A 24,353-nucleotide genomic window follows, 5' to 3' on the forward strand; every position below is an offset into this window, starting at 1 on the left:
TTAGGGGAGGATCATGGTCACCGTGCTGTCCGGAGGGGCGAAGACCGGCGAGGAGTCCGGTCCGCCGGACCCCCGCCGCCGCAACACCCCGGTCCTGGTCGGCTTCACCGCCGTCACCAACCTCGCCGACGGAGTGGTGAAGATGGCCCTCCCGGTGCTCGCCGCCCGGCTCACCGGCTCCCCCGCCGAGGTCACCGCCGTCTCGCTGACCCTCACGCTGCCCTGGCTGCTCGTCGCCCTGCACATCGGTGTGCTCGTCGACCGCTTCGACCGGCGGCTGCTGCTCTGGGGCGCGAACGGGGCCCGGCTGGCGGCGACGGTCTGGCTCACCGCCTCCGCGGCGGGCGGCGGCCTCGCCCTCGGGACGCTCCTCGCCGCCGGGGCGGTCCTCGGCGTCGCCGACGTCCTGGCCTCGACCTCCGCCTCCGCCCTGGTCCCGGCCGCGGTGCCGGAGGAGCGGCGCGAGGGCGCCAACGCCTGGATGGTGGGGGCCGAGACCGTCGGCCAGGAGTTCGCCGGACCCTTCGTCGGCGGGCTGCTGCTGGCCGCCGGGACGGGGATCGCCCTGGGGGCGACGAGCGTCGCGTACGCCCTGGCCGCCCTCGCCCTGCTCCTCCTGGTGGGCCGTTTCCGGGCCCCCGCCCCCGCCCCGGACGCGGTGGCCGTCCCGGTGAACGCCCGGATCGCCGAGGGGATGCGCTTCCTGTGGCACGACCGGGTGCTGCGCACGCTGTCGCTGATCGTCGCCGTGCTCGCCGCCGTCTGGGGCGCCTGGCTGGCGCTCATGCCGCTCTACGCCCGGCAGGCCATGGAGCTCGGTCCCCGCGAGTACGGCATCGTGCTCAGCGCCCTCGGCGTCGGCGGGCTCGTCGGCGCGATGACCGTCACCCGGGTGAACCGGCTGCTCGGCGCGCGCTGGGCGATGTTCGCCGACCTGGTCGGCACCGCCCTGATGGTGGCCCTGCCGGCCCTGACCACCGACATCCGGGCGGTGGCGGCCGGGGCCTTCCTCGGCGGCATGGGCGGCACCCTCTGGACGGTCAACGCCCGCACCCTGACCCAGCGCGTGGTCCCCGACGAGATGCTCGGCCGCTACAGCGCGGCGGCCCGGCTCTTCAGCTTCGGCGCCATGCCGCTGGGCGCGGCCCTGGTCGGCCTCCTGGCCGAGTGGGGCGGGATGCGGCTCGCCTTCGGCGTCTTCGCGCTGGCCGTCGCGGTGACCCCGGTCCCGTTCCTCAGGAACGTCACCCCGTCCGCCCTGCGGGCCTTCCACGCGCGCTGAGCCGCCCGGAGGCCCGTCCCCTCCGGGTGCCCCTGGCCCATCCGGCCCCTCTTGCGGGCACGCCGCCCTGTGTCACGCCCCCTCCGGGCGGATCGCGCACCACCATGGGGGGTGTGCGCGCCCGGGCCGTGGCGGGGGCGTGTCCGGCGCGGCGCGCGGGGCAGACGCCCCCCGGAGTACACCAGGGCGGGTCGGCCGGGCGATCGCGCCCGTTCACACGACGGAGGAGACATGCGCAAGAACAGGCGCTCGGACGGCGCGTCCCCGACCGACGAGGAGATCGACGCGCTCGACGCCCACTGGCGGGCGGCCAACTACCTCGCCGTCGGACAGATCTACCTGATGGACAACCCGCTGCTGCGCGAACCCCTGGAGCCGGAGCACATCAAGCCCCGGCTGCTCGGGCACTGGGGCACCTCCCCCGGCCTCAACCTCGTGCACACCCACCTCAACCGGGTGATCCGGAACCGCGGCCTGGACGCCCTGTGCGTCTGGGGGCCGGGGCACGGCGGCCCGGCCGTGCTCGCGAACTCCTGGCTGGAGGGCAGCTACAGCGAGGTCTACCCGGACGTGAGCCGGGACGAGGAGGGCATGGCCCGGCTGTTCCGGCAGTTCTCCTTCCCCGGCGGGGTGCCGAGCCACGTGGCGCCCGAGACCCCGGGCTCGATCCACGAGGGCGGCGAGCTGGGCTACTCCCTGGCGCACGCGTACGGCGCCGCCCTCGACAACCCCGGCCTCCTGGTGGCGTGCGTCATCGGCGACGGCGAGGCGGAGACGGGACCGCTCGCCGCGTCCTGGCACGCGAACAAGTTCCTCGACCCGGTCCACGACGGAGCCGTCCTGCCGGTCCTCCACCTCAACGGCTACAAGATCGCGAACCCCACCGTGCTCGCCCGGCTCCCCGAGGCGGAGCTCGACGAGCTGCTGCGCGGCTACGGCCACGAGCCCCTGCACGTGACCGGCGACGACCCGCGCCGGGTGCACCGCGCGATGGCGGCGGCGATGGACACGGCGCTCGACCGCATCCGGGACATCCAGCGCGAGGCCCGCGACGGCGGCTCGTCCGAGCGGCCGAGGTGGCCGGTGATCGTGCTGCGCACCCCGAAGGGCTGGACCGGCCCGGCGGAGGTCGACGGACTGCCCGTCGAGGGCACCTGGCGCTCCCACCAGGTGCCCCTGCCGGGCGTACGGGAGAACGCGGAGCACCGCGCGCAACTGGAGGCGTGGCTGCGCTCGTACCGCCCCGAGGAGCTGTTCGGCGACGACGGCGCGCCGTCCGCGCGGGTGCTGGCCTGCGTGCCGGACGGCGAGCGCCGGCTCGGCGCCACCCCGCACGCCAACGGCGGCCTGCTGCGGCGGGACCTGCCCGTACCGCCCCTGGAGCGCTTCGCCGTGGCGGTGGAGGAGCCGGGCGCCACCCGGCACGAGCCGACCGGGGTCCTCGGGGACCTCCTGGAGGCCGTCATGGCCGCCACCGCCGACCGGCGCGACTTCCGGCTCGTCGGCCCCGACGAGACCGCGTCGAACCGCCTCCAGGCGGTGTACGGGGCCAGCGGCAAGGCCTGGCAGGAACCGCTCCTGAAGACCGACGAGCACCTCGACCGGCACGGGCGCGTGATGGAGATCCTCTCCGAGCACATCTGCCAGGGCTGGCTGGAGGGGTACCTGCTCACCGGCCGCCACGGGCTGTTCTCCTGCTACGAGGCGTTCGTCCACATCGTCGACTCCATGGTCAACCAGCACATCAAGTGGCTGCGGACCTCGCGCACCCTGCCCTGGCGGGCGCCGATCGCCTCGCTGAACTACCTGCTGACCTCGCACGTGTGGCGGCAGGACCACAACGGCTTCTCGCACCAGGACCCGGGCTTCGTGGACCACGTGCTCAACAAGAGTCCCGAGGTCGTCCGCGTCTACCTGCCGCCGGACGCCAACACCCTGCTGTCCGTCGCCGACCACGCGCTGCGCAGCCGCGACTACGTCAACGTGATCGTCGCCGGAAAGCAGCCCTGCTTCGACTGGCTCTCCCTGGACGAGGCCCGCGCCCACTGCGCCCGGGGCGCCGGGGTGTGGGAGTGGGCGGGCACCGAGGACGGCACCCGCGAGCCGGACGTGGTCCTCGCCTGCGCGGGCGACGTGCCCACCCAGGAGGTGCTGGCGGCGGCGAGCCTGCTGCGGCTCCACCTGCCCGACCTGGCGGTCCGGGTGGTGAACGTGGTCGACATGACGCGGCTCATGCCCCACGAGGAGCACCCGCACGGCATGACCGACGGGGAGTACGACGCGCTGTTCACCACGGACCGGCCGGTGATCTTCGGCTATCACGGCTACCCCTGGCTGGTGCACCGGCTGGCCTACCGCCGGGCCGGGCACGCGCACCTGCACGTGCGGGGCTACAAGGAGATGGGCACCACCACGACCCCGTTCGACATGGTGGTGCGCAACGACCTGGACCGCTACCGCCTGGTGATGGACGTGATCGACCGCGTGCCCGGTCTGGGCGTACGGGCCGTGGGGGTGCGGCAGGCCATGGCGGACGCCCGTACCCGCCACCACTCCTGGATCCGGGAGCACGGCACCGACATGCCCGAGGTCGCCGACTGGACCTGGACCGGGTCCGGCGCCCGGCGCGAGGACACCCCGTGACGGACGGTCCCGGGGGCGCCGTGTCCGATCCGCCGGCGGCCGGCGCGCCGACGCGGGTCTTCCTCGTGGACGACCACGAGGTGGTACGGCGGGGGCTGCGCGACCTGATCGACGACGAGCCCGACATGGAGGTGGTCGGGGAGGCGGCGACCGCGGACCAGGCGCTGGCCCGGGGCCCCGCCCTGCGGCCGGACGTGGCCGTCCTCGACGTGCGGCTGCCCGACGGCGACGGGATCGCGGTGTGCCGGGAGCTGCGCTCGGCGATGCCCGGCCTGGCGTGTCTGATGCTGACCTCGTTCGACGACGAGGACGCCCTGATCGACGCCGTCATGGCGGGGGCGGCGGGGTACGTGCTCAAGCGGATCAAGGGCTCTGACCTGGTGTCGGCGGTACGGACGGTGGCCACCGGGCAGTCGATGCTCGATCCGGCCACCACGGCCCGGCTGATGCGCTCGCTGCGGGAACCGGAGACGGCGGGGCCGCCGGAGGACGAGCGGCTCGCGGCGCTCTCCGAGCGGGAGCGGGCCGTCCTGGAGCTCGTCGGGGAGGGGCTCACCAACCGGGGGATCGCCGAGCGGCTCTTCCTGTCGGAGAAGACGGTCAAGAACCACATCTCGCGGCTCCTGGGAAAGCTGGGCGTGGAGCGCCGCGTCCAGGCGGCGGTGATCGCCGCGCAGGCCCACGAACACGGGCGCGGGCGCGAACATGGGCGCGAACACGGACACGGGGCCGGGGACGGGTGACCTTCGTCTCCGGACGGCTCGCTTCCGGACGGTTCGTCTCCGGGTGACTCTATTCCGGGCGGCCGGCCCCGGACGGCTCGTCTCCGGGCGGCCGTCTCCCGGAAGGCCCACCACGGCTCACCCCCGGGCGGTCTCCAGGGGTACGCGCCATGTGAGGACCGTGCCGCCCGGCGGGTCCGGACGGGCGAGGACGGACAGGGTGCCGCCCAGGCGTTCGGCCCGCTCGGTCAGGTTCCGCAGGCCGCCCCGGCGCCCGCCCTCCCGGACGCCCACGCCGTCGTCGGCCACCGTGACCGCGAGGACGCCGTCCCCGACGACGACCGCCACCTCCGCCCGGCGGGCCTTCGCGTGCCGGGCCACGTTGGTGAGGGCCTCGCCGATCACCGCGACCACCTCGTCGGCCGCCCCGGCCGGCACGTCCGTGTCGAGCAGGCCCTCCATCCGCAGCGCGGGGGCGAAGCCGAGCGCGGAGGCGGCCGAGTCGACCGTCTCGACGACGCGGCTCCTGAGCTTCGGGGCCGTCCCGGGGGCCTCGTGCTCCCGGAGGCCGAAGACGGTCGAGCGGATGATCTTGATGGTGGCGTCCAGATCGTCGATGGCCCGGGTCAGCCGGGACGCCGCCTCCGGGTGCTCCACGAACCGCCGGGCGCTCTGCAGCGTCATGCCGGTGGCGAACAGGCGCTGGATCGCGAGGTCGTGCAGGTCCCGGGCGATGCGGTCGCGGTCCTCCAGGAGGCTCACCTGCTCGGCGTCGCGCCGCCGGTCGGCCAGTTCGAGGGCGAGGGCCGCCTGCCCGGTGAAGACCGGCAGCGCGGTGATCTCGGCGCCCGTGAAGGGCGGCCGCCCGGCGCGCCGGGCGAGCACCAGCACGCCGCTCGGCCGCTCCTTCGTGCCGACCCTGACGGCCACGGCGGGCCCGAAGCCCTCCCACCGCTCGGGCCGGACCGTGATCCGCTCGTCGGTCCCGACGTCCGCGACGGTCACGAGACCGTCCTCGGCGAGGGCGACCGCCGCCAGGGTGCCCCCGCCGCCGGGCAGCACCGCGCCCCGGTGCGCGTCGGCGCGCTCGCCCCGGGCCAGCGCCCCCAGCGGTTCGCCGCCCGGCCCGACCGGGTGGAAGACGCCCGTGTCGGCGCCCGCGATGTCCACGGCCCGCTCCAGCATTCCGTCGAGGACCTCGGTCTCCGCCGCGCCGGACAGGAGGGCGCTGGTGAAGTCGGAGCTGGCGGCCAGCCAGCGCTGGCGCAGGCGGCCCTCCTCGTAGAGGCGGGCGTTCTCGATGGCGATGCCGGCCGCGACGGCCAGGGTCGTCACGACGGCCTCGTCCTCCGCGTCGAAGTCCGCCCGGCCCCGCTTCTCGGTCAGGTAGAGGTTGCCGAACACCTCGTCGCGGACCCGGATCGGGACGCCGAGGAAGGAGTGCATCGGCGGGTGGTGGGGCGGGAAGCCGTACGAGGCGGGGTGGTCGGCCAGTTCGGACAGGCGCAGCGGTTCGGGGTGGCGGATCAGCTCGCCGAGGATGCCGTGCCCGGAGGGCAGCGCGCCGATCCGTTCGCGGAGTTCGTCGCCGATGCCGACGGGGAGGAAGGCGGAGAGCTTCCGGTCGTCGCCGATGACGCCGAGCGCCCCGTACTCGGCGTCCACCAGGGTCACGGCGGACTCCACGATGCCGCGCAGCACCTGGGGCAGGTCGAGCTCCCGGCCGACGGACATGACGGCTTCGAGGAGTCCGTGGAGCCGGTCCCGGGTCCCCCGGACCTCGTCGACGCGCGTCTGGAGCTCGTCGAGCAGTTCGTCGAGGCGCAGCCGCGGCAGCCGCGCGTCCGCCGACCCCGTGTTCTCCCGGCCCATCGAAACCTCCGGTCGCGTCGGGCGCCCGTGCGACGCCAGCCGCGCCCGGTCCCACCGTAGCCCCCGGGTCCGGTCCGCTCCTGCCGGACGCGTCCGCCGGGGGCCGCCGGGGCGAGGGGGCCGAAGGTCCCGCCCGCGCGGGTGGGGCCGGTGGGTCCGAAGAGGGGGCCGTTCGGCCCTCCCGGTCTCCCGGCGGGCGACGGACGGTGGGAGGTACGGGGCCGTCCCCACGGGCCCCGGGCCCCACTCGTCCATCCGTCCGCCCCCACCGCACGCACAGTCAGGACGAACCGTGATCACCACCGCTCTCACCCGCACACTCGTGGCGTCGCTGGTCGAGGACGCCGTCACCGCGCCGTCGATGCACAACGCGCAGCCGTGGAGGTTCGTCCACCGGGCGGCCACCGACACCGTCGAGCTGTACGGCGACCCGTCGCGCGAGATGCCGCGCGCGGACCCCGACCGCCGCGCCCTCCACCTCGGCTGCGGAGCGGCCCTGTTCGGGCTGCGGGTCGCCGCCGCGCACCACGGTCTGCGCGCCGTGGTGCGGCCGCTGCCCGACCCCGGGGACCCCTGGCACCTCGCCGACGTGCGCCTGGAGGAGGCCGCCGAGGCGGACGGAGAGGAGGGCGGGGAGCTGTCGGCGCTCCGGCCCGCGCTCGCCGAGCGGCACACCAGCCGCTTCCCGTTCACGGAGGAGCGGGTCCCCGCCGAGATCCTCGACGGGCTCCGGGCCGCCGCCCTCCTGGAGGGGTGCCGGCTGGTCGTCCCCGGGGACTGGCACACCGAGGCCGTCATGGGCCTGGTGCACGCCTCCGAGATGTTCGAGGCCGCGGACGCCCGGGTCCGGGCGGAGATCGCCTCCTGGACCCGCACCGGCGCGGCCGGGGAGGACGCCCGGACGGAGGGGATCCCCTCGTACGCCCTCGGGCCGAGGCAGTACGACGTCACCTCCCCGGTGCGGGACTTCGACCCTCCGCGCCGGGTCGCGGAGCGCGGTGCGGCGCGCTTCGAGAGGGATCCGCAGATCGCCCTGCTCGGCACGGCGAAGGACACCCCTCGGGAGTGGCTGGCGGCGGGGCAGGCCCTCCAGCGGGTCCTGCTGCGGGCCACGCTCGACGGGCTCGCCACCTCCCTGACGTCCCAGCCGCTGGAGTGGCCCGAACTCCGTCCGCTCGCCCGGGACCCCCTCTCCACGACGGGCTTCGTCCAGATGGTGATCCGTGTCGGGTACGGGCCCCGGGGGCGGGCGACTCCCCGCCGGCCGGTCTCCGAGGTGCTCGCGTTCGCCTGAGCCCCGGCCCGCTCCGGGCCCGGAGTTCACAGCCGGAACCAGCGCTCCTCCCCCGCCCCGACGTCGTGCCGGCGGTCGCCCGGGAGGACGACGGTGAGCGGGCTCCCGGACGAGGCGGGCACGCGGACGGACAGCCGTCCGGGGAGTACGCGCACGCGTACGCCCCGGTGGCCGTGGAAGCAGATCGTGAAGGCGAACCGGGGGATCTGCGCCAGGGCCACCGGTTCCACGCGGAGCCCCTCCGGGCCTGCCTCCAGGCCGGTGATCCCGCGCTCCACGAGGTCGACCGTGCCCGCCATCGCCCCGAGGTGGATGCCCTCCCCCGTCGTCCCGCCCTGCACGTCGGCGACGTCGCCGAGCAGGGCCTCCTCGCAGTACCGCCAGGCGTCGGCGCCCTTCTGCCGGGCGATCACCCAGCCGTGGACGAGGCTGCTGAGCGTCGAGCCGTGGCTGGTGCGCCGCAGGTGGTACGCGACGGTGGCACGCCAGACGTCGTCGTCGAGCCGGTGGCCGAGCCGGGCGAAGAGTCCGTACAGCTCGGCGGGCCGGAAGAGGTAACCGAGCATGAGCGTGTCGGCCTGTTTGGAGGCCTGGTAGCGGTTGACCGTGTCGCCCTCCGCCTCCAGGATCCGGTCGAGCCTGCGAATGTCGCCGTACCGCTCCCGGTATCCCTCCCAGTCGAGTTCGGCCAGGTCGCCGTAGCCCTCGAACTGGCTGATCACGCCCCGGTGGAACGGGATGTGGAGGCGCCGGGAGACGTCGTCCCAGCGGGACAGCTCCTCGTCGTCGAGCGACAGCTCCTCCGTCAGCTCCGCCCGCCGGGCGCCGGGGAGTTCGGCCAGGAGGTCGAGGCCCCGGGCCAGGACCCAGGCGGCGGTCGCGTTGGTGTAGGCGTTGTCGTCGATGCCCGGGGCCGTGGCGTCGGGGTAGGCGTCGTGGTACTCGTCGGGGCCCATGACCCCGCGGATCCGGTAGCGCCCCGGGCCGGGGTCGAAGGCGGCGGCGCCGGCCCAGTGGCGGGCGACCTCCAGCAGGATCTCGGCCCCCTCGGCGTGCAGGAACCCCCGGTCGCCGGTGGCCTGCGCGTACTGCCACACGTTGTACGCGACGGCCGAGCCCACGTGGCGCTGGAGGTGCGAGTGGTCGGGGAGCCAGCGCCCGGAGCGGGGGTTGAGGTGCAGTTGCTGGGTCTCCTCCCGGCCCGAGCTCGCGCTCTGCCACGGGTACACGGCGCCCGCGGCACCGGCCCTGCGGGCCTCCTCGCGGGCGGCCGGGAGCCGTCGGTGGCGGTACAGGAGCAGGGCCCGGGCCACTTCGGGGAAGTGGAGGTTGAGATGGGGCAGGACGAACAGCTCGTCCCAGAAGACGTGTCCCCGGTAGGCCTCGCCGTGCAGTCCCCGGGCGGGGACGCCGACGTCGAGCTCAGCCGTGTGCGGGGAGAGCGTCTGGAGCAGGTGGAACAGGTGGAGGCGCAGGATGCGGCCCACCTCCCCGGGGACGGACAGCTCGCCCTCCTCCCAGAGGCGCCGCCAGGACGCCTCGTGGGTGGCCAGGAGCCGGGGGAAGGCGGGCGCCCGGGCGACGTCGTCGCAGGCCTCCGTGCGCGGGTCGCCGTCGGGCCGGTCCGCCGAGGTGCGCAGGGCCAGGGTCTTCACGAGCGTCGCCGGGCGGCGGGGGCCGACCGGCAGGCGGTACGTCCGGACGGTGCCGGTCGGCGTGGCCGTCCCCCCGGCGGACGCCCCGGGGCGGGTGTCCGTGCGGACGGCCAGGGCGAGGTGGAGGACCGGGTCGGTGGTGCGGCAGGAGAGCCAGGCGGTCCCGCCGGGCCCGAATCCGCTGCGGTGGTCCGTGAGGTGGCTCCCCTCCAGGCTCCGGTACCGCTCCACCCCGGCGTTGACGACCGCGCCGTCGAGGACGGACTCCACCTCGACGGCGCCGGTCCATCCGTAGGCACGGAACGTGCTGCGCTGGGCCGCGAGGCGCGGGTCGCCCATGTGCACGATCCGGGTGTGGCCGACGCGCAACGCACGTCCGTCCGCGTCGCGGAAGAACAGGTTGCGGACGAGCGTGCCCGCCCGCAGGTCGAGCCGTACGCCGTAGTGGCGCAGCTCCGGGGAGTCGGGGGTCAGCCAGGGGCCGGGCGGTCCGCCGTCCGGGAGGCAGCGGTAGCGCAGGCGGGTCCAGTCGGGGAGGTTGACCATGTCCTCGTTCTCGACCCGCCGGCCGGCGACGGCCGAGGTGCGCCGGTCGTAGCAGCCGGCCAGGTAGGTGCCCGGGTAGTGGACGGGCCCCGCGGGGCACTCGGGCGCGGAGCCCCGGGTGGCGAACCGCCCGTTGCCGAGCGTGCAGAGCGACTCGACGAGCCGCTCGCGCGCCGGGTCGTACCGGTCGTAGGTCCACGTCCAGTCCTCGGTCATCGCCGCCCGTCCCGTGTGCTCCGTGCCGGTGGGGTCATCGCCGTCCGTCCCACGTCTCCCGGACCAGCGTGGTGAGGTCGGGGACGACCAGGTCGGCGCCCTCCTCGCGCAGGGGGGCCGTGCCGCGTCCGTCCGGGGCGCGGTCGAGGCCGACGACGAGGCCGAAGCCGCCCCGGCGGGCCGCCCGTACTCCGGCGAGCGCGTCCTCGACCACGGCGGTGTCGCCGGGGCGGGTGTCCAGGAGGGCGGCCGCGTGGAGGAAGAGCGCCGGGTCCGGTTTTCCGGGGAGGGCGAGCCGGGCGGCGTCCCCGCCGTCCACGACGTCCGCGAGGAGCCGGTCGAGGCCGGTGTCCGCGAGGAGCGTCCGGGCGTGGCGGGACGCGGAGACGGCGACGCACGGGACGCGGAGGGCGCGCAGGGCCGTGAGGGCCTCCGCCGCGTCCGGGAAGGCGGTGACGGCCCCGGCGGCCAGGGCGTCCAGGAAGGCCGCCTCCTTGCGGGCCGCGACCGCCCACACGGTGTCGCGGCCGGGCGGGTCGCCGGGGCTTCCGGGCGGGAGGCGGATGCCGCGGGAGGTCAGGAACGCCTCCGCCCCGTCGTAGCGGGACCGGCCGTCGACGTGGCGGCGGTACTCGGCGTCCGCGTCGAACGGCGCCGGGTCGACGGCGCCGTCGGCCGCCCGTCCGGCGAGGCAGGCGTCGAACGCGGTCTTCCACGCCGCCGCGTGCGCGGTGGCGGAGTCGAGGAGGACGCCGTCGGTGTCGAGGACGACGGCCCGGGGCGGCGGAGGGTCCTCGTGGCGCCCGTTCACGCGGCGGCCGGAGGGCCGGGGACCTGGACGGCCGTGTGCTGCGGGCCGCCGAGCGCGACCTTGAGGGCCCCGGTGTCGGCCGCGCGGCCGAACACCTCGTACGCCTCCTCCATCCGTCCGAGTTCGAAGCGGTGGGTGACCAGGTCCTTCGCCGGGAGCCGGCCGGCCGCCAGCATGTGCAGCAGCATGGGGGTGGACGTGGTGTCGACGAGGCCGGTGGTGATCGTGACGTCCTTGATCCACAGGTCTTCGAGGTGGAGGGTCGCGGGCCTGCCGTGGACGCCGATGTTGGCGACGCGGCCGCCGGGCCGGACCATCCGGGTGCACGTCTCGAAGGTCTCTGGGAGTCCCACGGCCTCCATGACGACGTCGGCGCCCAGGCCGTCCGTCAGGTCGGCGACGAGCTGTTCCGGTCCTTCGCCGGCGGCCACGGTGGCGTCGGCGCCGAGCTTGCGCGCGGCTTCCAGACGGGTCGCGTCGGGGTCGACGGCGACGATCCGGCCGGGGCTGTAGAGGCGTGCGGTGACGATCGCGGCGAGGCCGACGGGTCCGGCGCCGACCACGACGACCGTGTCGGCCGGCCGGACGAGGCCGTTGAGGACGCCCACCTCGTAGGCGGTGGGGAAGATGTCGGCGAGCAGGACGGCGCCGAAGCCGTCGACCGCGCTCGGGAGCGGGTGTACGGACAGGTCGGCGAACGGCACCCTGACGTACTCCGCCTGCGTGCCGTCGACGGTGTGCCCGAGGATCCAGCCGCCTCCGCCCCGGCACTGGCCGTAGCGGCCCTCGCGGCAGAAGCGGCAGCGGCCGCAGGCGGTGACGCAGGAGATCAGGACCCGGTCCCCGGGCCGTACGGTACGGACGTCCCGGCCGGTCTCGACCACCGTGCCGACCGCTTCGTGGCCGAGCACCCGGCCCGGTGTCACCTCCGGCACGTCGCCCTTGAGGATGTGCAGGTCCGTGCCGCAGAGGGTGACGACGTCGACCCGCACGATCGCGTCCGCGGGGTCCTCGACGCCCGGGTCGGGGACGTCCTGCCAGGCGATGCGGCCCGGCCCCTGAAAGACGGCGGCCTTCATGCTGCCCACCCACTTCCCGTACGGCGTTCGGGTGTCCTTCTCCCTCAGGTTCGGCCCTCGCGGGATGCCGGCGCATGGGCCGGTCGGTCCCGGAAGAGGACCGCTCGGACCCCTCGTCCCGCCCGGCGCCGGAAGCGGGGCTGCTCCTCGACCGAGGTCCTCTTCCAGGGTTCCGCGAAGCCGCGCGGCCGCAACCGGAACGGGGCCCGACCGGCACCGGCCCCGCCACCGCCACACACTCCGGCAACACTCCCGCAATACCCCCCGGGGTAAAATGACCCCGCCCCGCGCGGGCCCGACGACGGACGGCGGGCCCCGACGACAGACGGCGGGCCCCGACGACAGACGGCGGGCCCCGACGACAGACGGCGGGCCCCGACGACAGACAAGGACCACCTGCGCCATGACCACGCCCACCGCCCTCGGCACCGACGAGGCACGCACCCGCCTGCACGAGCTGACCGTGATCGACGTGCGCACCCCGGGCGAGTTCGCGAGCGGCCACCTGCCCGGCGCGCTCAGCATCCCCCTGGACCGGATCGGGGACGCCCTGCCCGAGATCCGCGGGGCCGCCGACCGCGGGGAGGTCCTGGTGGTCTGCGCCTCCGGCGCCCGCTCGGAGAGCGCCTGCCGGACCCTCGCCGAGCACGGCATCTCCACCGCCACGCTCGCCGGCGGCACCGGCGCCTGGGCCGACGGCGGCCACGACCTGCACCGCCCCGAGGGCGGCCCGCGCGCCTCCTGGGCCATGGAGCGGCAGGTCCGCCTCACCGCAGGCTCCGTCGTCCTCCTCGGGCTGCTCCTCGGCCTGCTCGTCCACCCGGCCTTCCAGCTGCTCTCCGCAGGCATAGCCGCCGGTCTCGTCTTCTCGGCCGTGACCAACACGTGCGGCATGGCCGTCGTGCTCGGCAGGCTGCCCCACAACCGTCCCCGCCCCGCCGACCTCGAAGCGGCCCTCGCCGCCCTGCGCGCCCGCTGACGCCACGGGGCTCCCCGTGCGCGGCGCCGGCCGGCCGCGCATGATCGAAGCATGTCCCAGGTGACGACCACGGATCTGTACGAGGTCACGACGGCCCTCTCCTACCTGCGGGAGGACATGCGGGCACGGGCCACCTTCAGCCTCTTCGTGCGCGATCTGCCGCCGGGACGCGGCTTCCTCGTGGCCGCCGGACTCGAACCGGCCCTCGACCACCTCTCCCGGTTCCGCGTGGGCCGCTCCGACGTCCGGGACTTCGCCGAGACGCTGCGGCGGCCCGTCGAGGACCTCGAACCGCTCCACGGCCTGTCCTTCGACGGGGAGGTGCGCGCCGTGCCGGAGGGGCGGATCGTCCTCGCGGGCGAGCCCCTCCTGGAGGTCACCGCGCCGCTGCCGCAGGCCCAGCTGGTGGAGACGTACCTGCTGTCCCTCCTCTGTCACCAGACGGCGGTCGCCTCCAAGGCGGCGCGGTGCGTGCTGGCCGCCGCCGGGCGTCCCCTGGTGGACTTCTCGGCGCGCCGGGCCCACGGGCCCGAGGCGGGTGTCCAGGCGGCCCGGCTGTGTGCCCTGGTGGGCTTCGCCGGCACCAGCAACGTCGCCGCCGCCCGCCGGTACGGCATCGCGGCCGCGGGCACGATGGCCCACTCGTACGTGGAGGCCTTCGGCTCCGAGGAGCGGGCGTTCCGGGCGTTCGCCCGCACCCACCCCGGTCCGGTGACCCTCCTCGTCGACACGTACGACACCGAGCGCGGCGTCGCGACGGCCGCGCGCGTGCTCGCGGACCTGCGGCTCGGCCCCGGGTGCGGGATCCGGCTCGACAGCGGCGACCTGGGCGCGCTGGCCCGCCGGGCCCGTGCCGTGCTCGACGGCGCGGGCCTGGCGGACGTGCGGATCGTCGCGAGCGGCGGGCTGGACGAGTACGGCGTCGACGCGCTCGTACGGGAGGGGGCGCCGATCGACGCGTACGCCGTGGGGACGAAGGTCGGCACGGCCGCCGACGCGCCGTATCTGGACGCGGCGTACAAGCTGGTCGAGTACGACGGGCGGCCGGTCATGAAGCTGTCGCCGGCGAAGGCGACGGCGCCGGGCCCGAAGCAGGTCTTCCGCGGCCCCGGTTTCCGCGACGTCGTCGGCCTGGCGCACGAGGAGCCGCCCGGGGGCACCGAGCCGCTGCTGCGGACCGTGATGCGCGGAGGGCTGCGGACGGAGCCGCCCGACACCCCGGCGGCCGCCCGGGAGCGCTTCGGGAAGGACCTCGCCGCCCTGCCGGAGGAGGCCCGGCGGATCAAGCGCCCGGTGCCGCCCGTGCCCACGGCCACGACCCGGCTGTCGGTCCTGACGAGCCTGGTCCGGCACCGGATCGAGGCGGGCGGCTGAAGGGCGGGACGCCCCGGACGCCCTGGACGCCCTGGACGCCTCGGACGCACCAAATGCCCCGGACGCGCTGGACGCCTCGGACGCACCCCGGCCCCGGGCCGGAGCGGGACGCGTCCGGGCCGGGGCCGGGGTGACGGGACCTAGGGCAGGAGCTCGTCCATGGAAGCGCGCCCCTTCTCCGCCATCCGGCGTTCCGCCCAGGCGAGGTTCTTCGGGGTCACGTCGCGGCCGGAGGCGAGGACCAGGTCCTCCGCCGTGAACTCCCCCTCCGATCCGGCGTGCAGCAGCCGGTCGGGCGTCGGGAAGTCCCCCGGGGACGTCTTGTCGGGCTCAGCGTTCATGCCGCCTCCTACGTGTTCGTCCGGCACTCGCCATTGTGGTGTCCGGTCGGCGAGAACGCATCCGGGGCCGGAGGGGCCCCGGCGCCGGGCCGTCGTACGAGGTCGGCGGCGGCCCTCGGGGACAGGGCGGCGCCCTCCTCGTGGTGGCGGGCGTACGCCTCCGGGGCGAGGGCCGCGCGCAGGGCCCGCTCCGCGCGGGTGCGGATCAGGGTCTCCGTCTCCGAGGTGAAGGGACGGAAGCCGCCCGTACCGGGACCCGCGTGGGCGTCGTACGCGCCGAGGAGCCGGGCCCCGGTCTCGGCGTCACCCGGCCGGCCCCGCCCGCCCCGGGCCCACGCGGCGGTCCCGAACTGGGCGACGAGGAGGTGCGGGGCGACCAGGTGGGCGAGGGTCTCCACGTCGACGACGGCGCGGGCCAGCCGTTCGAGGGCCTCGCCGTAGGCGCCGTCCAGGCAGTCGAGCCAGGCCCACGTCCCGCCGGCCAGGCCCCAGAAGAGCGACGGGGTGACCTCGCCGAACTCGCCCTCCAGTCGGGTGAGCTGGTCGCGGGCGAGCCCGGTGCGTCCGGTGTGGCCGTAGTGCTGGACGAGCAGCATCCGGCCGGCGCCGGCGGCCTCGGCGCCCCACTCCCCCGCCTCGTTCGCCGCCTCGACCAGGAGCCGTTCGGCCGCCGGGTCGCCCTCCGGCCGGAGTCTGAGCCGCACGGCGGCCAGGCGCGCGGTGAAGACGGGCACCTGGGAGCGCGCGCCGACGCGGGCGGCGGCCTCGGTGGCCCGCTCGAAGTCGGCGGCGGCCTCGGCGAGCCTGCCGGTCTGCTCGTAGGCCTCTCCCCGGGCGGCGAGGGACTCCGCGATCCCCCAGGCGTCCCCGGCGGCCTCGAAGAGGGCGAGCGCCTCCTCGGCGTCGGCTTCGCGGCCGGCGAGCTTGGCGCGCATGAGGAGGGCGAAGCCCAGGTCCCAGCCGGGTGCCTGGTCGCGGCAGGCGCCGACGATCTCCGTGAGGGTCTCGTCGAGGCCGGTGAGCTCTCCGGTCATCAGGCGGGCGAAGTACCACATGGTGCCCGGCTGCCGGCAGGTCTGCGGCAGGCCGGGACGGTACGCGGAGACGAGGGCGGCGAGCCGGTCACGGGTCCCGGGGCGTTCGAGGACGGTGGCGCCCGCGCCGCCCTCGGTGGCGAGCGCGTACAGCCGGCCGCCGCGCCGGGCCTCCCAGAGGCGTTCGCCGGTCCACGGCGGCGGCACGTCGGTGCACCGCCCGTCGAACGGCAGCGCGCGCCGGACGGGCTCCTCGAAGGGGTCGGGGCCGAGGCGCGCGGCCTCGGCGGCCCAGGTGCGGGCGTCGACCTGGTGGTTGCGCAGCTGCCAGAACCAGCTGAGGCAGTGGACGAGGCAGAGCACCTCCTGCTCGTCGCCGAGGGCCAGGGCGGTCCTCAGGGCGCCGCGCAGGTTGTCGTGCTCCCGTTCGAAGCGGGCGATGGCGGCCACCTGCCCGGACCCGCGCAGCTCCGGATCCGTACGCCGGGCCAGTTCCCGGTAGTACACCAGGTGCCGGCGCTCCACCTCCGCCCGCTCCCCCGCCTCCGCAAGCCGCTCCCGCGCATACTCCGCCACCGTCTCGAGAAGCCGGTACCGCATCCCCCCGTCCACCGGACCCGCCACCACCAACGACTTGTCCACCAACGCCCCAAGGACGTCCAGCACATCCGGACCCGCCCCGTCCGCACACACCGCCTCCGCCGCCGCCAGATCACACCCACCCGCGAACACCGCAAGCCGCCGCAACACCACCCGCTCCGGCCCATCGAGCAGCTCCCACGACCAGTCCACCACCGCCCGCAACGTCTGCTGACGCGGCAACACCGTCCGCGCCCCCGCCGTCAACAACCGAAAACGATCATCCAGCCGCTCCGCCACCTGCCGCACCGACAACATCCGCAACCGCGCCGCCGCCAACTCGATCGCCAACGGCAACCCGTCCAACCGACGGCACACCTCCTCCGCCGCCACCGGATCCTCCCCCACCGAAAACCCCGGCCGCGCCGCCGCACCCCGCTCCCCCAACAACCGCAACGCCACCCCCACCGGCAACGGACCCAACGGCCGCACCACCTCCCCCGGCACCCCCAACGGCTCCCGACTCGTCGCGAGCACGGTCACTCCGGGGCAGCGCGTCAGCAGCGACTGCGCGAGCTGCGCCGCCGTGCCGACGACGTGCTCGCAGTTGTCGAGGACCAGCAGCATCCGGCGGGTGCCGCAGTGCTCCACGAGGTCGGCGAAGGGGTCCTTCGGCGCGGCGTCGGGGACGGGCGGGCGCTGCCAGAGCTGCGTCTCACGGGCCCCGAGGGCGGTGAGGACGGCGGCGCCGACCGTGGACCCGTCCCGTACGGAGGCGAGTTCGGCGAGGTGGACCGGGCCGTCGTACGTCTCGGCGGCCTCCAGGGCGAGGCGGGTCTTGCCGACGCCGCCGGGCCCGGTGAGGGTGACGAGCCGCCGGTCGCCCCAGGCGGCGGCGAGGTCTCCCAGTTCGTCGTCGCGGCCGATGAAGGAGGTCAGGCGGGCGGGCAGGGCGCCCGTCGGGCCCTCCCGGCCTGCGGGTCGCTCCTCCGCGAGGAGGTCGGCGTGCAGGGCGCGCAGTGCGGGCCCGGGGTCCGTGCCGAGGCGTTCGGCGAGGGCGGTGCGCACCTCCTCGTACGCGGCCAGGGCCTCGGCGGGCCGTCCGGCCGCCAGCAGGGCGCGGATCCGCAGGGCCTGGAGGGGTTCGTCGAGGGGCTGCTCCGCGGCGAGGGCGGCGAGCGGCGCGAGGATCCCGGCTGCCCGCCCCAGGGCCAGGTCGGCGGCGAACCGGTCGCGGCGCGCCTGCGCGTGCCGCTGCTCGACCCGTACGACCAGGGGGTCCGCGTCCCGGTCCGGGAGGTCGGCGAGGGCCGGGCCGCGCCAGAGCCCGAGGGCCTCGTCCAGCAGGACGGCAGCCCGCCCCGCATCCCCGGCCGCGAGGACGGCGGACCCCTCGGCGGCGAGCCGTTCGAAGCGGTACAGATCGACGTCGTCCCGGTCGGCGGCGAGGCGGTAGCCGCCGGGTCCGGAGGCGACGGCCTCCCGGCCCAGGGCCCGGCGCAGCCGGCCGACGAGGGCCTGGAGCGCGGCCGTGCGGTCCTGGCCGTCGGCCGGGTCCGCGTCCGCCCAGACCCGTTCGATCAGCGCGCCCGGGTCGACCGCGCGCCCGCCGGCCGCCGCGAGCGCGGCGAGCAGGGCGCGGAGCCGGCCGCCGCCCAGGACGGCCTCCGTCCCGTCGTCGGTACGGAGGGCCTGACACGGACCGAGGACACGGTAGGACGGCTGCACCGGCCCATTCTGCCCCGCCCGTGCCCCGGGCCCCACCGATATCCGGGGCCGCGCCCGGCGCCGGTGCGCCCCCTCCGTCCGCCCCGGTCCTTCGCGGCGAACTCGCGCCACGCCGTGTCACCGCCATGGCGTCGCCGGGGTGCGGGTTCGACAATGGGGGGGATGACCGATGACGACCCGCGTACGCGCAGTGGCGAGATCGGGCCCGCCGAGTGGCTCGCCATGAACCGGACCGGCAGCTTCGACTGGGATCTCGACACGGGCAGCATCGATGCCGACGAGTCCGGGCTGCTGGTCTTCGGTGTGTCCCCGGACGCCTTCGACGGGTGTCCGGAGACGCTCGTCGCGCGCCTCGACCCCGAGGAGCGGGTCAAGCTCCGGGGCGTCGTGCGCGAGGCCGTCAAGAGCGGCGCGGCCTCGTACACCGCGCACTTCCCCATCCCGCAGGACGACGGACCACCCCACTGGACGCACGTGCAGGCGCGGATCCTGCGCTCGCCGGACGGGCGGGCCCGGCGGATCGTCGGCGTGGTGCGGGACACGACCGCCGAGGTGATGCACTTCGCCTTCGTGCGGGACCTGGAGAAGCGGCGCGAGGTCCAGACGAACATCGTCGAGCGGACGACGAACGCGCTGTCGCGCGCGGTGACCGTGGACGACGTGACGGCGGCCCTGACCGGGCCCGGCGGCCTGGCGCGGCTGGGGGCGGACGGTCTCGCGCTCGGGCTCGTGGAGAACGGCTCGCTGAACATCATCGCGCTGAGCGGGGAGTCCCTCGACGTGCTCGACGGCTTCCGCAACCGGCGTCTCGACCGGCGGCTGCCGCTGGCGGAGGCGGTGCTGAGCGGCCGGCCCCGGTTCGCGTCGTCCTTCCCGTCGCTCGGGCGGGAGTTCCCGGAGCTGGCCCCCTATCTGCCCCGGCTCGACTTCCGGGCCGCCTGCTACCTGCCGCTGGTGGCGCAGGCGCGCTCGCTGGGCGGGATGGCGCTGTTCTACCGGGGCCGCACCTCGTTCAACCCCGACGAGCGGAACCTGGCGCTGGGGCTCGCGGCGATCGTCGCCCAGTCGCTCCAGCGGGCGATGCTCTTCGACGAGGAGCGGGAGCTGGCGACCGGGCTCCAGGCGGCGATGCTGCCGCGCCGGATCCCGGAGATCACCGGCGGGCAGATCGCCGTCCGCTACCACGCGGCGTGGAGCGGGCGGCAGGTCGGCGGCGACTGGTACGACGTGATCCCGCTGCCGCGCAGCCGGGTCGGGATCGTCGTCGGCGACGTCCAGGGCCACGACACGCACGCGGCGGCCATCATGGGCCAGCTGCGGATCGCGCTGCGGGCCTACGCGGGCGAGGGGCACGCCCCTTCGACGGTGCTGGCGCGGGCCTCCCGGTTCCTGGCCGAGCTGGACACGAACCGCTTCGCGACCTGTACGTACGCGCAGGTGGACCTGGCGAGCGGCACCCTGCGCGCGGTGCGGGCCGGGCACCTGGATCCGCTGATCCGGCACAACGACGGGCGGGTGGGGCAGCCCAAGCTGCGGGGCGGGCTCCCGCTGGGCCTGGCGACCGTGTTCGGGGACGAGGAGTTCCCGGAGACGCGGCTCGACCTGGTGCCCGGGGAGACCCTGGTGCTCTGCACGGACGGGCTCGTCGAGCAGCCCGACTCGGACATCTCGTCCGGTCTCGCCGCGCTCGCCGGGGCGATCGCCAGCGGTCCGCCGCAGGCCGAGGCGCTGGCCGACCACCTCTCCGACCGGCTGTGGGAGCGGTGGGGTTCGGGCGACGACGTGGCGCTCCTGGTGCTGCGGCGCAGCCCGGACCCGGGCACGCCGAAGGCGCCGCGCATCCACCAGTACATCCACCAGGCCGATCCGCAGGGCCTCTCGGACGCGCGGGCGGCGGTGGGGCAGGCGCTGCGCGACTGGGGGATGCGGGAGCTCGCCGACGACGCGGAGCTGCTGACGGGCGAGCTGCTCGTCAACGTGCTGCTGCACACGGAGGGGGGCGCGGTGCTGACCCTGGAGGTGCTGCCCGAGCCGGTGCGGCGGGTGCGCCTCTCGGTGCAGGACCGGTCGAGCGCCTGGCCCCGGCGCCGTACTCCGGGCGAGGCGGCGACGTCGGGGCGCGGGCTGCTGCTGCTCGACGCGCTGGCCTCCCGGTGGGGGGTCGAGCCGCGCGGCGAGGGCAAGGCGGTGTGGTGCGAGATCGGTCCGGTGCAGGTGCCGGCCGACGCCGCTCCCGGCGGCGGGTGAGCCCGCCGCCGGGAGGAGGGGGTCCGGGCGGGGTCAGGCGCGCTGCCACACCGTGGTGGCGTTGCAGAACTCGCGGATGCCGTGGCCGGCGAGCTCGCGGCCGTACCCGGAGCGCTTGATCCCGCCGAAGGGGAGCGCCGGGTGGGAGGCGGTCATGCCGTTGACGAAGACGCCGCCGGCCTCCAGGTCGCGGACGAAGAGGGCGACCTCCTCCTGGGAGCGGGTCCAGACGTTGGAACTGAGGCCGAACGGGGAGTCGTTGGCGACGGCCACGGCCTCCTCGGCGTCGCCGACCGCGTAGACGGTGGCGACCGGCCCGAAGGCCTCCTCGCGGTGGATCCGCATCTCCGGGGTGACGCCGGTGAGGACGGTGGGCCGGTAGTACCAGCCGTTCCGCAGTTCCTCGCCCTCGGGGCGGTGGCCGCCGCAGAGGGCGGTGGCGCCCTTCTCCACGGCGTCGTCGACGAGTTCCTCCAGGTCGGCGCGGCCCTGCTCGGTGGCGAGGGGGCCGACGTCGGTGGACTCGTCGAGGGGGTCGCCTACGGTGAGGGCGTTCATGGCGGCGGTGAAGCGCTCGGAGAAGTCGTCGTACACGTTCCGGTGGACGATGAACCGCTTGGCGGCGATGCAGGACTGGCCGTTGTTCTGGACGCGGGCGGTGACGGCGGTCTTCACGGCCGCGACGACGTCGGCGGAGGGCATCACGATGTACGGGTCGCTGCCGCCGAGCTCCAGGACGGTCTTCTTGATCTCGTCGCCCGCGACGGAGGCGACGGCCCGGCCGGCCGGTTCGCTGCCGGTGAGGGTGGCGGCCACCACGCGGGGGTCGCGCAGGACGCCCTCGACCTCGCGGGAGCCGATGAGGAGGGTCTGGAAGCAGCCCTCGGGGAATCCGGCCCGGCGGAAGAGGTCGCCCAGGTAGAGGGCGGTCTGCGGCACGTTGGAGGCGTGCTTGAGGAGGCCGGTGTTGCCCGCCATGAGGGCGGGCGCGGCGAAGCGGATCACCTGCCAGAGCGGGAAGTTCCACGGCATGACGGCGAGGACGGGGCCGAGGGGCCGGTAGTGGACGCGGGCGGTGTCGGCGCCGGAGTCCTGGACGTCGCTCTCCGCCGGGTGCTCGTCGGCGAGCAGTTCCTCGGCGTGGCGGGCGTACCAGCGCATGGCCTTGGCGCACTTGGCGGCCTCGGCGCGGGAGGCGGCGATCGGCTTGCCCATCTCGACGGTCATGGTGCGCGCGATGTCCTCGGTGTCCTCGTCGAGGAGGCTCGCGGCGGCGCGCAGGAGGCGGGCGCGTTCGGCGAAGGAGGTGGTGCGGTACCGGCGGAACGTCTCGTGCGCGGCGGCGACGCGGCGCTCGACCTCCTCGGGCCCGTGGGCCTCGTAGGTGCGCAGCGTCTCGCCGGTCGCGGGGTTCACGGTGGCGATGCCCATGGCCTGTCTCCTCCTGCGTCGGCCCCCGTCCGACACCAACCTTCCGTGAAGAGCGGCGCGGCGCAACAGGGGCGGGACGGCGGGGTGACCCCGCTCGGCACCGTGCGGGCGTCCCGGGCGGTCAGGCGGTGAGCCAGGTCAGGGCGCCGGCGAGGTGGGCCCGGAAGAGCGGGTCGCGGTACGCCTCCGGGGCGTGGCCGAGGGCGGTGAAGAGGACGCGTCCCCGGTCCGCCTCCCGGCACCAGACGAGCGGGTGGTCGTCGCCGTGGGTGCCGCCCCGGTACGAGGACTCGTCGGCCCGGGCCAGGACCCGCACCCCCCGGGGGGCGGAGGTGAAGTTGTACCACTCGTCCGTCCACGCCCAGCGGGCCGGGAGCGGGGCGGTCGCCGGGTGGTCGCCGGGGGCCGCGAGGACGGTGCCGGGCTGGACCTCGGGGTGGCCGTCGAAGCGGGTGCCGAGCAGGTCCCCGTAGAAGGGCCAGTCGGGTTCGGCGTTGGCGGCCGCGTGGACGGCGAGGAGGGCGCCGCCGCCCCGCAGGTAGGCCTCGAAGGCGGTCCGCCCTTCGGGCGTCAGGATGTTTCCGGTCGTGGAGAGCAGGACGACGACGGCGCACCGGGCGAGCCGTTCGGGCGTGAAGGCGCCCGGGTCCTCGGTGACCTCGGCCGTCCGGCCCGCTTCCTCCGCCAGCTCCACGAGGGCGGCGGCGCCGTCGGGGATCGAGTCGTGGCGGTACCCGGCGGTGCGGGTGTAGATCAGGACGTCTGCGGTGGACACGGGGCGGGCTCCAGAGGCGGAGGAGGGGAGGAAAAGGCGGAGGAGAGGAGGAAAAGAAGGGGAGAAAGCGCTTTCTCCGTGCGCTCCGACCGTAGTCACCCGGCACCGCGCCCCGCAAGGCACGGATCGATCCGTTGTCGTATCGGATGCATCTCTGTATCTTTTGGCGCGCCGTTCCCGCCCGCCCCCGCCACCCGTTCCATGGAGGAGCCGCCATGAGCACCGTGCCGCCCGCGCTCGCCGCCGCCGTCGGGCCGCTGCCCGAAGGGGTCGTCCTGCCGCTGCCACCCTCCTTCGAGAGCGTCGAGGAGGAGCGGCGGTACCGCAAGGAGCAACTGGCCGCCGGATTCCGGATCTTCGGCCGGTTCGGCTTCTCCGAGGGGGTCGCCGGACACATCACCGTCCGCGATCCCGGCGACCCGAACGCCTTCTGGGTCAACCCGTTCGGGATGAGCTTCACCCAGATCAAGGCCTCCGACCTGATCCTGGTCGACCACGAGGGAGTCGTCCTCGAAGGGCGCCGCCCCGTGAACCGGGCCGCCTTCGTCATCCACTCGCGGGTCCACGCCGCCCGGCCGGACGCGATCGCCGCCGCGCACTCGCACTCCCTGCACGGCAAGGCCTTCTCCAGCCTCGGGATCCCGCTCGACCCGATCACCCAGGACGCCTGCGCGTTCTTCGAGGACCACGGGATCTACGACGACTACCGGGGCGTGGTGAACGAGACCGAGGAGGGCGAGCGGGTCGCCAAGGCCCTCGGCGCGTACAAGGCCGTGATCCTGAAGAACCACGGGCTGCTCACGGTCGGGCAGTCCGTCGCCGAGGCCGTGTGGTGGTTCGTCACCATGGAGCGCTCCTGCCAGGCCCAGCTCCTCGCGATGGCCGCGGGCACCCCGCAGCTCATCGACCGGGAGACCGCGCTGCTCACGCGCGGGCAGGTCGGCGGGCACCTGGCCGGCTGGTTCCAGGCGCGCCCGCTGTGGGATCAGATCACCGCGTCCGACCCGGACCTCTTCGACTGATCTGCCGGGCCGGGGAGTTCGCGCGTCGAGGCCTCCAGGAACCCCGGGAGGAACTGGCGTTCCAGGCTGCCCGGCGGCAGTTCGTCCGGCTCCACGTAGCTCTGCGCGAGACCGCCCTCGCGCAGGGCGATGAGCAGGCGCGCGAACCGGTCGGCGTCCACGGTGAGTTCGCGCCCGGCCCGGCGCAGGACGAGGGTGAGGCCGCGGGCGATCTCCGCCCGCAGCCGCTCGTCGTGGCGCGCGAGCACCCAGGCGGCCTGCGGGTCCCGGATGGCGTGCAGGGTGAACTCGGTGGTCACCAGGTACCAGTCCCGCTCGTCCGGCTCCACGCGGGAGGCCAGCTCCGCGAGCCGGGCCAGGGTGTACTCCTCGGCCGTCAGCGCGTCGATCGACTCGGCGAGCCGCCGCACCGTCCGGTCGCTGTGCTCGTCGAAGAGGGCGAGGAAGAGTTCCTCCTTGCTCGCGAAGTTCGAGTAGTACGCGCCCCGCGTGTAGCCGGCGCGCTCGCAGATCTGCTCGATCGTCGTCGCGTGGAAGCCGTGCTCGGCGAAGGTCTCCAGGGCGGCCCTCAGGAGCGCCGCACGGGTGCGGGGCCGCCGCTTGGTGACACCTTTCGGCACGGGTGGTTCCTCCAGTTCGTCCGGGCCGCTCCCGCGGCGGACGCCCACCATACCGGCGCCTCCCGGCCGGGCGGGGATCAGCTCCGGCGGATAAAATTCCAGA

General features: G+C 75.4%; 17 protein-coding genes. 8 read left to right on the forward strand and 9 right to left on the reverse strand.

Annotated features, from left to right (window positions below):
• The first annotated feature begins 13 nt into the window (after positions 1–13).
• The 3 genes from ACIQVI_RS19730 (at position 14) to ACIQVI_RS19740 (ending at position 4,668) form a co-directional block, all read left to right on the forward strand.
• Positions 14–1,282, forward strand: a complete 1,269-nt coding sequence (locus ACIQVI_RS19730) for an MFS transporter (protein WP_403597387.1) — start codon at positions 14–16, stop codon at positions 1,280–1,282.
• 231 nt (positions 1,283–1,513) lie between these two features.
• On the forward strand, positions 1,514–3,925 hold the full coding sequence (locus tag ACIQVI_RS19735; protein ID WP_403597390.1) for a phosphoketolase: 2,412 nt from the start codon (positions 1,514–1,516) through the stop codon (positions 3,923–3,925).
• A gap of 20 nt (positions 3,926–3,945) precedes the next feature.
• Positions 3,946–4,668 carry a response regulator gene (locus ACIQVI_RS19740; protein WP_403598700.1) on the forward strand — a complete coding sequence of 241 codons (723 nt, stop codon included), beginning with the start codon at positions 3,946–3,948 and terminating at the stop codon, positions 4,666–4,668.
• Between the two features lie 117 nt (positions 4,669–4,785).
• On the opposite strand, the gene ACIQVI_RS19745 is transcribed toward ACIQVI_RS19740, so the two are convergent.
• Complete coding sequence (locus tag ACIQVI_RS19745; protein WP_403597393.1) at positions 4,786–6,519, reverse strand: GAF domain-containing protein; 1,734 nt, start codon at positions 6,517–6,519, stop codon at positions 4,786–4,788.
• A 292-nt stretch (positions 6,520–6,811) separates the two neighbouring features.
• On the opposite strand from ACIQVI_RS19745, the gene ACIQVI_RS19750 reads away from it, so the two are divergent.
• On the forward strand, positions 6,812–7,813 hold the full coding sequence (locus ACIQVI_RS19750; RefSeq protein WP_403597396.1) for an Acg family FMN-binding oxidoreductase: 1,002 nt from the start codon (positions 6,812–6,814) through the stop codon (positions 7,811–7,813).
• 26 nt (positions 7,814–7,839) lie between these two features.
• Here the strand turns inward: ACIQVI_RS19750 and ACIQVI_RS19755 are convergent, their stop codons facing one another.
• Genes ACIQVI_RS19755 through ACIQVI_RS19765 form a run of 3 tightly spaced genes read right to left on the reverse strand, consistent with a single transcriptional unit; the run spans position 7,840 to position 12,120 of the window.
• Positions 7,840–10,230 (reverse strand): glycosyl hydrolase family 65 protein, encoded by a 2,391-nt coding sequence (locus ACIQVI_RS19755; protein ID WP_351971607.1) that lies wholly within the window; start codon positions 10,228–10,230, stop codon positions 7,840–7,842.
• A 34-nt stretch (positions 10,231–10,264) separates the two neighbouring features.
• The gene (locus ACIQVI_RS19760; RefSeq protein ID WP_403597400.1) at positions 10,265–11,041 is read right to left on the reverse strand and encodes an HAD family hydrolase; all 777 of its coding nucleotides are present in this window, start codon (positions 11,039–11,041) and stop codon (positions 10,265–10,267) included.
• Positions 11,038–12,120, reverse strand: coding sequence for an alcohol dehydrogenase catalytic domain-containing protein (locus ACIQVI_RS19765; RefSeq protein ID WP_403598703.1), 1,083 nt, complete (start codon positions 12,118–12,120; stop codon positions 11,038–11,040). Before ACIQVI_RS19765 ends, ACIQVI_RS19760 begins: the two co-directional genes overlap by 4 nt.
• A 403-nt stretch (positions 12,121–12,523) precedes the next feature.
• Between ACIQVI_RS19765 and ACIQVI_RS19770 the strand changes: the two genes are divergently transcribed.
• Both ACIQVI_RS19770 and ACIQVI_RS19775 read left to right on the forward strand, forming a co-directional pair.
• Complete coding sequence (locus ACIQVI_RS19770) at positions 12,524–13,099, forward strand: rhodanese-like domain-containing protein (RefSeq protein ID WP_403597403.1); 576 nt, start codon at positions 12,524–12,526, stop codon at positions 13,097–13,099.
• Positions 13,100–13,150: 51 nt separating this feature from the next.
• Positions 13,151–14,473 carry a nicotinate phosphoribosyltransferase gene (locus ACIQVI_RS19775; protein WP_403597406.1) on the forward strand — a complete coding sequence of 441 codons (1,323 nt, stop codon included), beginning with the start codon at positions 13,151–13,153 and terminating at the stop codon, positions 14,471–14,473.
• 140 nt (positions 14,474–14,613) lie between these two features.
• On the opposite strand, the gene ACIQVI_RS19780 is transcribed toward ACIQVI_RS19775, so the two are convergent.
• Positions 14,614–14,814, reverse strand: a complete 201-nt coding sequence (locus ACIQVI_RS19780) for a hypothetical protein (protein WP_053640636.1) — start codon at positions 14,812–14,814, stop codon at positions 14,614–14,616.
• 8 nt (positions 14,815–14,822) lie between these two features.
• Complete coding sequence (locus ACIQVI_RS19785; RefSeq protein ID WP_403597409.1) at positions 14,823–18,155, reverse strand: ATP-binding protein; 3,333 nt, start codon at positions 18,153–18,155, stop codon at positions 14,823–14,825.
• Between the two features lie 162 nt (positions 18,156–18,317).
• On the opposite strand from ACIQVI_RS19785, the gene ACIQVI_RS19790 reads away from it, so the two are divergent.
• Positions 18,318–20,402: a SpoIIE family protein phosphatase gene (locus tag ACIQVI_RS19790; protein ID WP_351971612.1), complete on the forward strand. Its 2,085-nt coding sequence runs from the start codon at positions 18,318–18,320 to the stop codon at positions 20,400–20,402.
• Between the two features lie 33 nt (positions 20,403–20,435).
• Here ACIQVI_RS19790 and ACIQVI_RS19795 read toward each other — a convergent pair whose 3' ends face one another.
• A complete protein-coding gene (locus ACIQVI_RS19795; RefSeq protein ID WP_351971613.1) occupies positions 20,436–21,833 on the reverse strand; it encodes an NADP-dependent succinic semialdehyde dehydrogenase in 1,398 nt (465 codons plus the stop codon).
• A 121-nt stretch (positions 21,834–21,954) separates the two neighbouring features.
• Positions 21,955–22,608, reverse strand: coding sequence for a ThuA domain-containing protein (locus ACIQVI_RS19800; RefSeq protein ID WP_403597414.1), 654 nt, complete (start codon positions 22,606–22,608; stop codon positions 21,955–21,957).
• Positions 22,609–22,823: 215 nt separating this feature from the next.
• Here ACIQVI_RS19800 and ACIQVI_RS19805 point away from each other — a divergent pair, with 215 nt between their 5' ends.
• On the forward strand, positions 22,824–23,630 hold the full coding sequence (locus ACIQVI_RS19805; protein ID WP_351971615.1) for a class II aldolase/adducin family protein: 807 nt from the start codon (positions 22,824–22,826) through the stop codon (positions 23,628–23,630).
• Here ACIQVI_RS19805 and ACIQVI_RS19810 read toward each other — a convergent pair.
• Positions 23,594–24,250: a TetR/AcrR family transcriptional regulator gene (locus ACIQVI_RS19810; protein WP_351971616.1), complete on the reverse strand. Its 657-nt coding sequence runs from the start codon at positions 24,248–24,250 to the stop codon at positions 23,594–23,596. The genes ACIQVI_RS19805 and ACIQVI_RS19810 overlap by 37 nt on opposite strands.
• Positions 24,251–24,353 lie beyond the last annotated feature (103 nt).

Origin of the sequence: Streptomyces sp. NPDC098101 (genome assembly GCF_044760185.1) — a bacterium.
Taxonomy (GTDB): domain Bacteria; phylum Actinomycetota; class Actinomycetes; order Streptomycetales; family Streptomycetaceae; genus Streptomyces.